Raw genomic sequence first — 12,894 nt, forward strand, 5'->3', positions numbered from 1 at the left:
TGGCTCGTAACCTCTCCCGCCTGCGGGAGAGGTCGACGCGCTCGGAGAGCGCGGCGGGTGAGGGCTCTCTCCTCTTGGGGACCTCATGAATCTTGCACGATCCCAACGCGGAGACACCCCCAACCCCAACCTCCCCCCGCAAGCGGGAGAGGGAGCCGACTGCCGATGCCGCGCAAGCTTCACACCTCTCCGCCAAAAAAACCCATCCTTTTCAACTTGAACCGCGGCCCGTTCCCGGGAAAATAGCTCCAAACAAGGCCGGCAATTGATCCTGGTCATGGCGGGGCGCCTGTCCTGCCACAAGGGTCGGAGCCGGGCGAATAAAGGGAACGGGAGCGCGGGAATGAATATCCAGGGCAAAAGCCGTTATCACGAGGTCCACGCGCGTTCGCTGGCGGATCCGGAAGGGTTCTGGGCCGAGGCGGCCAAAGAGATCGACTGGATCGAACCTGCAACGAAGATCTTCGATCCCTCGCAAGGAACCTACGGCCGCTGGTTTGCCGGCGGCGTCGTCAACACCTGCTACAACGCCCTTGACCGCCACGTCGAACGCGGCCGCGCCGACCAGGTCGCACTGATCCATGATTCGCCGCTGACGGGCTCGGTCACCAAGCTCACCTATGCCGAACTGCTGAACGAGGTCCAGGCGCTCGCCGCAATCATGCAGGATTTCGGTGTCGCCAAAGGCGATCGTGTCATCCTCTATATGCCGATGGTGCCGGAGGCGGTGGTCGCGATGCTCGCCTGCGCGCGGCTCGGTGCGGTGCACTCGGTGGTGTTCGGCGGCTTTGCCGCGAAAGAGCTTGCCACCCGCATCGACGATGCGCAGCCCAAGCTGATCCTGTCCGCCAGCTGCGGCATCGAGCCCGGCCGCATCGTGCAGTACAAGCCGCTGCTCGACGAGGCGATCAAGCTTGCCAGCAGCAAGCCGAAAGCCTGCATCGTGCTGCAGCGTCCGCAGCTCACCTGCGAGATGACGCCGAGCCGCGATTACGACTGGGCCAGCCTGCGGCGCAAGGCGCTGAACGACGGCAAGCGCGCGGCTTGCGTGCCTGTCGCCGCGACAGACCCGCTCTACATCCTCTATACCTCGGGCACAACAGGCGTGCCGAAGGGCGTCGTGCGCGACAACGGCGGGCATCTCGTCGCGGTGAAATGGTCGATGTTCAACCTCTACGGCGTCAAGCCGGGCGAGGTCTGGTGGTGCGGTTCCGACATCGGCTGGGTGGTCGGCCACAGCTACATCGTCTACGGCCCGCTGCTGCACGGCGCGACCACGATCATGTACGAGGGCAAGCCGGTCGGCACGCCCGACGCCGGCGCGTTCTGGCGCGTGATTTCCGAGCACAAGGCGGTGGCCTTCTTCACCGCGCCGACGGCCTTTCGCGCCATCCGCAAGGAAGACCCGGAAGGGAAATTCATCCGGCAGTACGACCTCTCCAAATTCCGCACGCTGTTCCTCGCCGGCGAGCGTGCCGATCCGCCGACCGTGGAATGGGCGGAGCAGCAGCTGAAGGTCCCGGTGATCGACCATTGGTGGCAGACCGAGACCGGCTGGTGCATCGCCGGCAACCCGGTCGGCCTCGGCATGTTGCCGGTGAAGCACGGCTCGCCGACGGTGCCGATGCCGGGCTATCAAGTCGATGTCGTCGACGAAGCGACAAAGCCGGTCGGCCCCAACACCATGGGCTCGATCGTCATCAAGCTGCCGATGCCGCCGGGCTGCCTGCCCACGCTGTGGAACCAGGACGCGCGCTTCAAGGAGGCGTACCTGAGCGAATTCCCCGGCTATTACAAAACCTCCGACGCCGGCTACAAGGACGAGGACGGCTATGTCTTCGTGATGGGCCGCACCGACGACATCATCAACGTCGCCGGCCATCGCCTCTCCACCGGCGGCATGGAGGAAATCCTGGCCTCGCATCCCGATGTCGCCGAATGCGCCGTGCTCGGCGTCAAGGATGCGATCAAGGGCGAGGTGCCCTGCGGCTTCCTGGTGCTGAAGGCAGGCGTGAAGCGCCCGCCGGCCGAGATCGAGAAGGAGATCATCGCGCTGGTGCGCGACAAGCTCGGCCCGGTCGCCGCGTTCAAGCTCGCCATCACCGTCGGCCGCCTGCCCAAGACGCGCTCCGGAAAGATCCTGCGCGGCACCATCAAGAAGATCGCCGACGGCGAATCCTGGACAATGCCGGCGACGATCGAGGATCCCAAGGCACTCGAGGAGATCGGAGAGGCGCTGAAGGGACGGATGTGAGGCGAAGCGTCATCCCGGGGCGGGAAGGGCGTTGCTTCACCGCTCTCCACTGTCATCGCTGCCTGTGCGGGGAACGACAGCGAGCGTGGAACGGCGTCCAGGGACTTACAATCTCCGCATTCCGCGCTAAACAGGGCCGGCCGATAGGGAACCTCGTATGCCACTTGCCGCCGCGCCACGCCTGCTGACCGCCTTAGCTCTCGCCGTCGCTCTTTCCGCGTGCTCGGCGCGCTACCAGAATCCGGTGGCGGCGGGCGGCGACGACGACGATGCGGTCTGCCAGAGCCGGGGATATGCGCAGGGCTCGCCGGAATACGTGGCCTGCCGCAAGGACCGCGACGTCCAGCGCAATGCCGCCACCGCGCGCGCCGACCGCCGCCAGCGCGATCTCGGCGAGTACATGCTGAACAACCCCGTGCGGCCGTAAGGATAGCGCTCCCCGCCTTCTACGTCATTGCGCGCTGCGCTTGCAGTGACGGGATGGCTGAAGTTCTCTCGCGACAATCGAGCAAAAAACGCGGCAGTTTTTCCTGCCGCGTCTTGCCTGATGCATAATCGCGAACGAAGTGCGGAGCCTTACTCCTCCTCGTCCTCGTGCTTCTTGCCGCCGAGCGTCTTCAGCTTGGCGAACACGGCGTCGACGTTGAGGTCGTCGCTGGACTTCTCGGCGGGCTCGTACTCGTCCTTGCGGGTGGTCTCGGAGGCCGGCAGCAGGGTGGCGCCGCCATAGGCTGCGTCGATCGGCTTCTCCTTCGCCGCGCGCTGCACCTCGAAATCGAGCTCGATCTGCGAGCACAGGCCGAGCGTGACCGGGTCGATCGGGGTCAGCGCCGAGGTGTTCCAGTGGGTACGGTCGCGCACGCTCGCGATCGTGCTCTTGGTGGTGCCGACCAGGCGCATGATCTGGGCGTCCTTGAGCTCCGCATGGTTGCGCAGCAGCCAGAGGATGGCGCTGGGGCGCTCGTGGCGGCGCGAGACCGGGGTATAACGCGGGCCCTTGCGCTTGGGTTGGGGCGGCAGCACCACCTTGCTCTCCTGGAGGCGGAGCCGGTAGTCCGGGTTCTTCTCGCCCTTCTCGATCTCCTCGCGGGTCAGCTGGCCATTGGAGAGGGGATCCATGCCCTTGATGCCCTGGGCCGCGTCGCCGTCGGCGATGGCACGCACCTCGAGGGGATGCATCTTGGTGAAATCGGCGACCTGGTCGAAGGTCAGCGCGGTGTTGTCGAGCAGCCAAACGGCGGTCGCCTTGGGCATCAGAGGTGCGTTGCTCATGGCAAATCTCCTTTGTGCTTCGCCCACCCCTCTGGAGGCGAAACCGGTGGTCATCAGCGATGACAGGGAATTCGCGCTATATAAGCCCGGAGGGGGTAGCCATGCAATGGTTCTGCTATAGATAGTGCCTTGACACCGCCCGAAAGGGGGCCCAATTCCCTTTGAACCGCTGTAAGGTTCAAGCCGACAGTTTTAAGCCAAATTCCCATCCATCGACCGCCCCGGCAGAACGCGAACGGGTGATTCGGTCCCGAGATCGCTCAATGTCAGCCAAACCAGACCTCAAGATCGTGCTTTGTTCTCCCCGCGGCTTCTGTGCCGGGGTGGTCCGGGCGATCGACACCGTCGAACGGGCGCTCGATAAGTACGGCGCCCCCGTCTATGTTCGCCATGAGATTGTGCACAACAAGTACGTCGTCGATGGGTTGAAGAAGAAGGGCGCCATCTTCGTCGAGGAGCTCGCAGAAATCCCGGAGAATACCACCGCCCCGGTGGTGTTCTCGGCCCACGGCGTGCCGAAGTCGGTTCCGGCCGACGCCCAGTCCCGCAATTTGTTCTCGCTGGATGCGACTTGCCCGCTGGTGACCAAGGTGCATCGCGAGGCCGCGATCCATTTCAAGCGCGGCCGCGAGATCTTCCTGATCGGCCATTCCCACCATCCCGAGGTAGTCGGCACGCTCGGCCAGCTGCCGCCCGGCGCAGTGACCCTGATCGAGACCGCCGAGGATGCCAAGACCATCACGCCGAAGGACCCCAACAACCTCGCCTTCGTGACGCAGACCACACTGTCGATCGACGACACCGCGGAGATCGTCGCGCTGCTCAAGGAACGCTTCCCCAACATCAACGGGCCGCACAAGGAAGACATCTGCTACGCCACCACCAACCGCCAGCTCGCGGTGAAGAAGGTGGCGCCGGTGGTGGACGCGCTCATCGTGGTCGGTGCTCCCAATTCGTCGAACTCGCAGCGTCTGCGCGAGGTTGCCGAGCGCGAGGGCTGCAAGATCGCGGTGCTGGCGCAGCGCGCCACCGACATCGACTGGGGCAGGTTCGGCAACATCAAGAGCCTCGGCATCACCGCGGGCGCGTCCGCGCCGGAGGTGATCGTCGAGGAGATCATGGACGCCTTCGCCGAGCGCTATACGCTGCACGTGGAGACGGTCTCGGCCGCGGAAGAGAACGAGTTCTTCCCGTTGCCGCGTCAGGTGCGCCCCGAAGCTGCCGCCGAGTAGACCTTGATGGCGGTCTACACCGACGTCGCCGCCGACGAGCTTGCGGATTTCCTGAAGCAATACGATCTCGGCGAATTGCTCTCCTACAAGGGCATCGCCGAGGGAGTCGAAAATTCCAACTTCCTGCTGCACACGAGCAAAGGCTCGTTCATCCTCACGCTGTACGAAAAGCGCGTGGCGAAGAACGATCTGCCGTTCTTTCTCGGACTGATGACGCACCTCGCCGAGCACGGCGTCGATTGTCCGCTGCCCGTGAGGGGACGCGACGGCGAGGCGTTGCGCGAGCTCGCAGGCCGGCCCGCCGCGATCATCACCTTTCTCGAAGGCATCTGGCCGCGCAAGCCGAACGCGACCCATTGCGCCGGCGTCGGCGAGGGGCTGGCCCGGATGCATCTGGCCGGCGCCAATTTTGCGGTTCGGCGCGCCAATGCACTCTCGGTCGCCGGCTGGCGGCCGCTGTTCGATGCGGCTTCGGATCGTGCGGACGAGGTGCAGCCGGGGCTGCGCGCCTTCCTCGCCGCCGAGCTCGACTATCTCTCCAGCGGGGTCTGGCCGAGCAACCTGCCCGAAGGCGTGATCCACGCCGACCTTTTCAACGACAACGTCTTTTTCCTCGGCGACAAGCTCTCGGGGATCATCGACTTCACCTTCGCCTGCAACGACATGCTGGCCTATGACGTCGCGATCTGCCTCAACGCCTGGTGCTTCGAGCCGGATCATTCCTTCAACGTCACCAAGGCGCGTGCCTTCCTCAACGCCTATGGCCGGGTGCGCAAGCTGAGCGAAGCCGAAGAAGCCGCGCTGCCGCTGCTGGCCCGCGGGGCTGCGATCCGCTTCCTGCTGACGCGGCTGGTCGACTGGCTCAACGTGCCCGCAGGCGCGCTGGTCAAGCCGAAGGATCCCTTGGAGTATTTCCGTAAGCTGCGCTTCCACCAAAGCGTGACGAGCGTGCGTGACTACGGGCTTATGCCGTCGGGACTGGTGGCGTGAGCGAGCTTCCCAAGGTGACGATCTACACCGACGGCGCCTGCTCGGGAAATCCCGGGCCGGGCGGCTGGGGCGCGATCCTGAAGTTCGGCGACAAGGAGAAGGAGCTGAACGGCGGCCAGCCGCACACCACCAACAACCAGATGGAATTGATGGCGGCGATTTCGGCGCTCGAAGCGCTGAAGAGACCGTGCACGGTCGATCTCTACACCGACAGCCAGTATGTCCGGCAAGGCATCACCGGCTGGATCTTCGGCTGGAAGCGCAACGGCTGGCGCACCGCCGACAAGAAGCCGGTGAAGAATGTCGAGCTATGGCAGCGCCTCGACGCCGCGCTGAAGCAGCACGAGGTCCGCTGGCACTGGGTCAAGGGCCACGCCGGCCACCCCGAGAACGAGCGCGCCGACCAACTGGCGCGCGATGGGATCGTCATGGCGCGGTTGCAGCAGCGGGTGAGGGAGTAGGGGACGGCGTCGTCGCTCCGCCCCGAACTGTCATCACCCGCGAAGGCGGGTGATCCAGTATTCCAGAGGCGGTTGTGATTGAGCCGAGAGGCCGCGGCGTACTGGATGCCCCGGTCAAGCCGGGGCATGACAGCGTCTGTTGTCGCGAAGAGCTTACAGCTGCCCAAGCAGCGTATCGCCGCCGGAGACCTCGACCTTGCCGGGCATCGCCTCGAGGTTCAGCTTCTTGACCACGCCGTCCTCGATCAGCATCGAATAGCGCTTGGAGCGGATGCCGAGGCCGTTGGCGGAGGCGTCCAGCTCCATGCCGATCGCCTTGGTGAAGTCGGCGTTGCCGTCGGCGAGGAAGACGGCCTCGTCGCGCTGGTCGGTGTCGCGCTTCCAGGCGTTCATGACGAAGGCGTCGTTGACGGAGACGATGGCGATGGTGTCGACACCCTTGTCCTTCATGGCATAGGCGTTGAGAAAGATGCTCGGCAGATGCATCTTGTGGCAGGTGCCGGTATAGGCGCCGGGCACCGCGAACAGCGCCACCTTCTTGCCCTTGAAGATGTCATCGGTGGTCTTCACCTGCGGGCCTTCCGCCGTCATCACGCGGAATTTCGCCTCGGGCAGCTTGTCGCCAATCTGGATCGCCATCGTCAGTCTCCCTGAAAATCGGTCCCGCTTTTTAGACCGGGCGGCGGGCCTGCACAATATTGCCGGCGGCGGAAGCGGCGAGGATGGCGGCCGTTCACCGTGATGTCATCAGCCGGCAAAACCGCCGCCGTCGAGGAAGGCCTGCTCCTCCTCGGTGGTGTCGCGGCCGAGGAGACGGTTGCGGTGGGGAAAGCGGCCGAACCGCGCGATGATATCGGCGTGGTCGCGCGCGTATTTCAGGCTTTCGGCATTGTCGGTGTTTTGAAACAGCGCGACGCAGTGCAACTGGTCGGCCAGGTGCTCGGAATGCATGAAGGGCAAATAGAGGAATTCGAGCAGGAGGGGATCGACCCTGCGATCGACGCCGCGCGCGATGGCGCGGCGGGCGACGTCGCGCGCCTGTGCGTCGCTGGCAAAGGCCTGCGGTGTGCCGCGAAACATGTTGCGGGGAAACTGGTCGAGCAAGATGACGAGTGCGAGCGCGCCGTCGTCGCTCGCCTCCCATGACGCCAGCTCGCCAGCGGCCGCCCTCTGCCACAGCGAGGGAAAGCGGCGTCGTATCTCCGCATCGAAAGCATCGCTGCGCTCGTACCAGCGTTCGCGCCCGGCCTCTCGCCAGAAGGCGAGAACGCCTGATGGCGTGATGTCGCGGGCGCCAGCCATGAACGGAGGCGCGCCTTACGCCGCCTCCGCCTTCTTCTCGTCGCGCAGCTGCCGACGCAGGATCTTGCCGACATTGGTCTTCGGCAGGTCGTTGCGGAATTCGACGTGCTTGGGCACCTTGTAGCCGGTGAGCTGGTCGTGACAGAACTTGATCACGGCATCCGCCGTGAGGTTCGGGTCCTTCTTCACCACGAAGGCCTTCACCGCTTCGCCCGACTTGGAATCGGGGATGCCGATCACGGCGCATTCGAGCACGCCCGGATGGCTCGCGATGACTTCCTCGACCTCGTTCGGATAGACGTTGAAGCCGGAGACCAGGATCATGTCCTTCTTGCGGTCGACGATCTTGATATAGCCCCTCTCGTCCATCACGCCGATGTCGCCGGTGCGGAAATAGCCGTCCGCGGTCATCACCTTGGCGGTCTCCTCCGGCCTGTTCCAGTAGCCCGACATCACCTGCGGACCCTTGGCGCAGATCTCGCCCGCCTGTCCGAGCGGGACCTCGTTGCCCTCGTCGTCCCGGATCGAGATGTAAGTCGACGGCACGGGGATGCCGATCGAGCCGGCGAACTCGGTCGCCGTCGGCGGATTGCAGGTCAGGACAGGCGAGGTCTCCGACAGACCGTAGCCCTCGGCGATGCTGCAGCCCGTGATGTTCTTCCATTGCTCGGCAACGGGGCGCTGCACCGCCATGCCGCCGCCGTTCGAGATCTTCAGCTTGGAGAAGTCGAGCTTCTTGAAGTCGGGATGGTTCATCAAGGCGTTGTAGAGCGTATTCACCGCCGGGAAGGTGTTGACCTGGTATTTCGCCAGCTCCTTAATGAAGCCGGGAATGTCGCGCGGGTTCGGGATCAGCAGGTTGCAGCCGCCGGCGCGCACTGCGAGCAGATAACAGGCCGTCAGCGCGAAGATGTGATAGAGCGGCAGCGCGCAGACGATCATCAGCTGCTCGACATGTGGCGGCGCGGCGAGCGCCGGCTGCAGCCACGCATCGTTCTGCAAGACGTTGGCGACGATGTTGCGGTGGAGCAGGGTGGCGCCCTTGGAGACGCCGGTGGTGCCGCCGGTATATTGCAGGAAGGCGACGTCGCCCGGCGACAGCTTCGGCTTGTTGAACGTCATGCCACGGCCGGCGGATAGTGCGTCGTTGAAGGAGACCGAGCCTGGCAGCGACCAGGCCGGTACCATCTTCTTGACCCGGCGGACGACGAGGTTGACGATCACGCCCTTGAAGCCGAGCAGGTCGCCCATGCTGGCGACGATGACGTGCTTCACCTGCGTCCTCGCGATCACCTGCTCGACCGTATGAGCGAAGTTCTCCAGCACGATGATGGCTTCGGCGCCCGAATCCTTCAACTGGTGCTCGAGCTCGCGCGGCGTATAGAGCGGGTTGACGTTGACCACCGCGAAACCGGCGCGCAGCACGGCGGCTGTCGCGACCGGGTATTGCAGCACGTTCGGCATCATGATGGCGATACGCGCGCCGCGCTGCAGCCCGCGGCCCTGCAAGTAAGCGGCAAGCGCGACCGACATCTGGTCGAGGTCGCGATAGCTGATCGACTTGTCCATGCAGATGAATGCCTTGCGGTCGGCGAACTTGGTGAAGCTCTCCTCCAGCAGGTCGACCAGCGATGCGTATTGCGTCGGCTCGATATCGGCAGGCACGCCGGGCGGATATTGCTTGAGCCAGATGCGCTCCATGGAAGACTCCCCTCATTGACCAGGGCCCGTTGTTCTCGGGCTTGCCTCGTTGTCGCCAGTATCCAGCTTGCCGGAACGGGTGGCAAGCCGTCGTGGCTTAGGGCAAAGGTCGCAGCGTCGCTACTGGAATCGTCGCAAAACGGTGCTGCCGCAGGTGCGAAGCGGGGCTGCGGTTTCGTGCCGAGCGGCGTTAACTGTTGTTGGCCGGCTTGGCCGCGGCGGGAGGCTTCGTCGCGGCGGGGGTCGTCGCTGCCTTGGGCTTGGCGGGCTTCGCCGCCTGATCGCCGCCGGCCGAAGGCTTCTCGGCGGGCTTCGCCACCGCATCCGGCTTGGTCGCGGCATGCTTGGCGCCAGCCGGCTTGGTTGCGGCCGGTTGGGGCGTGGCCGGCTTGGCCGCCTTGCCGTCAGTCGGCTTGGCATCCGGCTTGGCCGCCGCGGTCTTGGTGTCCTTGGGCTTATCGGCCGGCTTGTCGGCGGCGTCTGGCTTCTTGGCGACGCGCGGCTTCTTGGCGCGCGGCTTGGACGCGGCCTGCTGGTCGGCATCGGCTGCCACAGCAGCAATCAGGGCGGTGCCGGTGCGGGTCGGGCCGGTATAGACCAGCACGGGCTCGGTCGGCGCCGCAGCCGAGGCCATCAGCTCGGAAGCTTTCATCAGCGGCGGCTGCAGGCCTGCCGTGAAGAAGGTGAACTGGGCCGCGCCGCCGGTGGCGGAGCCCGATCCGGTCGCGCCGCCACTGGCCGCAATCAGCGCATCGTCGTCGTCGCTGGCCGGCCGCTTGCGGTTGGGTCCGCACATCTCGTCGCGCAGGTTCGGCGGCGTGGCATCGACCGGCACGAGATTGTCGACCGTGCCGAGCGAGGGGCGCAGCCAGGTGAGGTTGTCCGGAGCGAAGCCACGCTCCAGCAGCTGCGCCGCCTTCACCGCGCGTGCCGTGCCGGAGTTTGCACCGAGCACCACCGCGATCAGCCGGCGGCCGTTGCGCGTGGCCGAGGCGACGAGGTTGTAGCCGGAGGCGCAGATGAAGCCGGTCTTGAACCCGTCGGCGCCGGGATAGCGGCCGATCAGCTTGTTGAAATTGCCGGTGACGCGCTTGCCGAAGCGGATCGCCGGAATATGCATGTAGTACTCGTATTCCGGCAGGTCGCGCAGGAAAGACCGCGCCAAGATGCCGAGGTCGCGCGCAGAGGTGATCTGGCCCTCGGCGGGCAGGCCATTTGGATTGACGTAGCTCGTCTGCGCCATGCCGAGCTTCCTCGCGGTGTCGTTCATCACCGCGGAGAAGCCGTCGACCGAGCCGGCGACGCCTTCGGCGAGCACCACGGCCATGTCGTTCGCCGATTTGACCATCATCATCTTCAGCGCGTTGTCGACGGTGACTTGGGTTCCCGGGCGGAACCCCATCTTGGATGGCGATTGAGAGGCCGCGGTCGGCGACACCGTGAGCAGCGTGTCGAGCGTCAGCCTGCCGTCCTTGACCGCCTTCAGCGTCACATAGGCGGTCATGATCTTGGTGACGGAGGCCGGATACCAGGGAAGGGTCGCGTTTTCGGCCTGCAACACCTTGCCGCTGTCGGCCTCGATCAGCAGCAGCGCTTCGGCACTCGCCGTGCGCGGCGCGAGCATCGCGGCACAGGCGAGCATCGCAGCGAACAGGTTGAACAGGGATTTGCGAAGCAGCGGGCGAAGGGCGTGCACTATCCGATTCCGGTCCTTGGAGATCCGCCTGATACGGCCGGTTCTCGTGATCTGATTGTCGGTTCTGAAATCCAGCGCCGCCGCTTGCGGCGTCGCAAACCTATACCGGCTGGTGCGTCGAGAATAGGGGGATCGGCGCGGTATTCCGCAACGAAGTAGGCCGAATTTCGACGGTCCTCTCGGGACTTGCTAGGGGGATTTGACAGCTGTCGCGGCAGCCTCGGCGGCCGTCACGCTGGCCCGTGCGTTCTCCTGCACCATGAACTGGGCCTTGGCCATCTCGGCAAAATGGCCGCCTTTGGCCACGAGTTCATCGAAAGTTCCGGTTTCGATCACCCGTCCATTCTCGAACACCAGGATCCGCGTGGCGTTGCGAATGGTGGAGAGGCGATGGGCGATCACGAAGGTGGTGCGGCCCCTCATCACTTCGTCGAGAGCGGCGTTCACCTTGACCTCGGTGACCGCGTCGAGCGCGGAGGTCGCCTCGTCCAGGATCAGGATCGGCGGGTCCTTCAGCAGGGCGCGGGCGATCGAGAGCCGCTGCCGTTCGCCGCCGGAGAGCATGCGGCCGCGCTCGCCGGCATTGGTCTCGAAACCGCCGCTGCGCTCGATGAACTCCAGCGCCTGCGCGCGCTCCGCCGCCTTACGCATCTCGGCCTCGGTCGCATCCGGCTTGCCGACGCGCAAGTTCTCCGCGATCGAGCGGTTGAACAGCAGCGCTTCCTGGAACACGACACCGATGTTCCGCCGCAGCGAGGTCAACGTGACGCCGCGCACGTCCATGCCGTCGATCTTGATGACGCCGGATTGCGGATCGAAGGCCCGGTGCAGGAGCGCAATCGCGGTGGACTTGCCGGCCCCGGTCGGGCCGACCAGCGCAATGGTCTGGCCCGGCAGCGCGGTGAAGGTGAGGTCCTCGATCGCCGGCCGCTTGCCGTCATAGGAGAACGTGACGTCGTTGAACTCGACGAGGCCCGACAGCCTGCCGGCATCGATTGCGTCCGGCCGGTCGTGCACCGCGGGCACGGCGTCGAGCACATTGAAGAACTCGCGCAGCCGCGGAGCTTCCATGAACACGTTGTTGATGAAGCTGACCACCTGCTCGAGCTTCTGGATCAGCAGCGTCGCGAAGCTCACGAACATCACGATCTCGCCGACCGAGGTCAGGCCCTGGTCGTGCAACGCGATGCCGAGGGTGAAGATCGCGAGCACCGTGATGGTGGTGGAGGCGCGCGTGATCACCGTGACCAGCGCCCACCACGACAACACCGGCATCTGCGCGGCCAGCAGCTCGTCGGCGACCGAGCGCAGCCCTTTGACCTCGGATTCGACGCGCACGAAGCTCTGCACCAGCGCGACGTTGCCGAGCGCATCAGACGCGCGCGCGGAGAGCTCGCTGTAGTGCTCCTCGACCGCCATCTGCATGCCGAAGGTCCTGCGCACCACGAAGGTGGTCAGCGCCGTGAACACGATGCAGAGCACGAACAAGAGGATCGCCAGCCGCCAGTTCAGGTAGAGCGACAACGGCAGCAGCACGACGACCGACAGGATCGCGGCAAAATGCTCGCGGAAGAAGCCGACCCACAGCCGCCACAGCGCGTCGGTGCCATTGAGCATGACCTTCATCAACCGGCCGGAATGGGTGCCGGAGTGGAAGGTCAACGGTAGCTGCAGGATGTGCTCGAAATAGTCGGTCAGCACCGCCTGGCGCTGGCGATGCGAGAGGCGGTCGGCCTGCAAAGCCACGATCGCGCTGCAGACGATGGTGAACAGCCCGAACGCGACCCAGGCGACCAGGAACGGCCAGGCCGAGCTCGAGCCGGCCACGGTCTTGCCCGAGAGCACGTCGACGATCCGGCCGAACAGCACGGGCTCGGCGAACTGCGATCCCGCCAGCAGGAGGTTGGCGACCGCGAGCAGCCAGCCCAGCCGCGCCTCCTTGCCGAGCAGCTCGAGAACGCGGGTGTAGAGACGGAGGAGGGACAT

11 protein-coding genes are annotated in these 12,894 nt (G+C 65.3%); 5 read left to right on the plus strand and 6 right to left on the minus strand.

Translation table 11 applies throughout. From position 1 onward, the window contains the following. Window positions 1-343 precede the first annotated feature (343 nt). Window positions 344-2,254, plus strand: coding sequence for a propionyl-CoA synthetase (locus ABIA45_RS32010; RefSeq protein ID WP_404654773.1), 1,911 nt, complete (start codon window positions 344-346; stop codon window positions 2,252-2,254). A 157-nt stretch (window positions 2,255-2,411) separates the two neighbouring features. Further along, a complete protein-coding gene (locus tag ABIA45_RS32015; RefSeq protein ID WP_225126530.1) occupies window positions 2,412-2,681 on the plus strand; it encodes a hypothetical protein in 270 nt (89 codons plus the stop codon). A gap of 149 nt (window positions 2,682-2,830) precedes the next feature. Here ABIA45_RS32015 and ABIA45_RS32020 read toward each other — a convergent pair whose 3' ends face one another. Next, window positions 2,831-3,526: a DUF1013 domain-containing protein gene (locus ABIA45_RS32020; RefSeq protein ID WP_035997500.1), complete on the minus strand. Its 696-nt coding sequence runs from the start codon at window positions 3,524-3,526 to the stop codon at window positions 2,831-2,833. A gap of 263 nt (window positions 3,527-3,789) precedes the next feature. Here ABIA45_RS32020 and ispH point away from each other — a divergent pair, with 263 nt between their 5' ends. Genes ispH through rnhA form a run of 3 tightly spaced genes read left to right on the plus strand, consistent with a single transcriptional unit; the run spans window position 3,790 to window position 6,209 of the window. Continuing rightward, window positions 3,790-4,758 carry a 4-hydroxy-3-methylbut-2-enyl diphosphate reductase gene (gene ispH, locus ABIA45_RS32025; protein WP_157283056.1) on the plus strand — a complete coding sequence of 323 codons (969 nt, stop codon included), beginning with the start codon at window positions 3,790-3,792 and terminating at the stop codon, window positions 4,756-4,758. Between the two features lie 6 nt (window positions 4,759-4,764). Continuing rightward, on the plus strand, window positions 4,765-5,748 hold the full coding sequence (locus ABIA45_RS32030; protein WP_275497772.1) for a homoserine kinase: 984 nt from the start codon (window positions 4,765-4,767) through the stop codon (window positions 5,746-5,748). After that, window positions 5,745-6,209 (plus strand): ribonuclease HI, encoded by a 465-nt coding sequence (rnhA, locus tag ABIA45_RS32035; RefSeq protein WP_275497773.1) that lies wholly within the window; start codon window positions 5,745-5,747, stop codon window positions 6,207-6,209. Before ABIA45_RS32030 ends, rnhA begins: the two co-directional genes overlap by 4 nt. A gap of 153 nt (window positions 6,210-6,362) precedes the next feature. On the opposite strand, the gene ABIA45_RS32040 is transcribed toward rnhA, so the two are convergent. The 5 genes from ABIA45_RS32040 to ABIA45_RS32060 form a co-directional block, all read right to left on the minus strand. Next, window positions 6,363-6,848, minus strand: coding sequence for a peroxiredoxin (locus ABIA45_RS32040; RefSeq protein WP_028180275.1), 486 nt, complete (start codon window positions 6,846-6,848; stop codon window positions 6,363-6,365). A 108-nt stretch (window positions 6,849-6,956) separates the two neighbouring features. Then, window positions 6,957-7,511: a DUF924 family protein gene (locus ABIA45_RS32045; protein WP_404654774.1), complete on the minus strand. Its 555-nt coding sequence runs from the start codon at window positions 7,509-7,511 to the stop codon at window positions 6,957-6,959. Between the two features lie 15 nt (window positions 7,512-7,526). Continuing rightward, complete coding sequence (locus ABIA45_RS32050; protein ID WP_157283050.1) at window positions 7,527-9,212, minus strand: long-chain fatty acid--CoA ligase; 1,686 nt, start codon at window positions 9,210-9,212, stop codon at window positions 7,527-7,529. Window positions 9,213-9,402: 190 nt separating this feature from the next. After that, entirely contained in the window at window positions 9,403-10,908 is a 1,506-nt protein-coding gene (locus tag ABIA45_RS32055; protein ID WP_404654775.1) for a serine hydrolase, read from the minus strand. Window positions 10,909-11,097: 189 nt separating this feature from the next. Then, window positions 11,098-12,894 carry a glucan ABC transporter ATP-binding protein/ permease gene (locus tag ABIA45_RS32060; protein ID WP_157283048.1) on the minus strand — a complete coding sequence of 599 codons (1,797 nt, stop codon included), beginning with the start codon at window positions 12,892-12,894 and terminating at the stop codon, window positions 11,098-11,100.

This window comes from Bradyrhizobium sp. USDA 336 (assembly GCF_044908355.1).
GTDB lineage: Bacteria > Pseudomonadota > Alphaproteobacteria > Rhizobiales > Xanthobacteraceae > Bradyrhizobium > Bradyrhizobium yuanmingense.

Coding starts and splice junctions, on each gene's coding strand:
- ispH (WP_157283056.1), top strand. CDS start 3,790: ATGTCAGCCAAACCAGACCTCAAGATCGTGCTTTGTTCTCCCCGCGGC.
- ABIA45_RS32030 (WP_275497772.1), top strand. CDS start 4,765: ATGGCGGTCTACACCGACGTCGCCGCCGACGAGCTTGCGGATTTCCTG.
- ABIA45_RS32015 (WP_225126530.1), top strand. CDS start 2,412: ATGCCACTTGCCGCCGCGCCACGCCTGCTGACCGCCTTAGCTCTCGCC.
- ABIA45_RS32010 (WP_404654773.1), top strand. CDS start 344: ATGAATATCCAGGGCAAAAGCCGTTATCACGAGGTCCACGCGCGTTCG.
- ABIA45_RS32020 (WP_035997500.1), bottom strand. CDS start 3,526: ATGAGCAACGCACCTCTGATGCCCAAGGCGACCGCCGTTTGGCTGCTC.
- ABIA45_RS32040 (WP_028180275.1), bottom strand. CDS start 6,848: ATGGCGATCCAGATTGGCGACAAGCTGCCCGAGGCGAAATTCCGCGTG.
- ABIA45_RS32060 (WP_157283048.1), bottom strand. CDS start 12,894: ATGTCCCTCCTCCGTCTCTACACCCGCGTTCTCGAGCTGCTCGGCAAG.
- ABIA45_RS32050 (WP_157283050.1), bottom strand. CDS start 9,212: ATGGAGCGCATCTGGCTCAAGCAATATCCGCCCGGCGTGCCTGCCGAT.
- ABIA45_RS32045 (WP_404654774.1), bottom strand. CDS start 7,511: ATGGCTGGCGCCCGCGACATCACGCCATCAGGCGTTCTCGCCTTCTGG.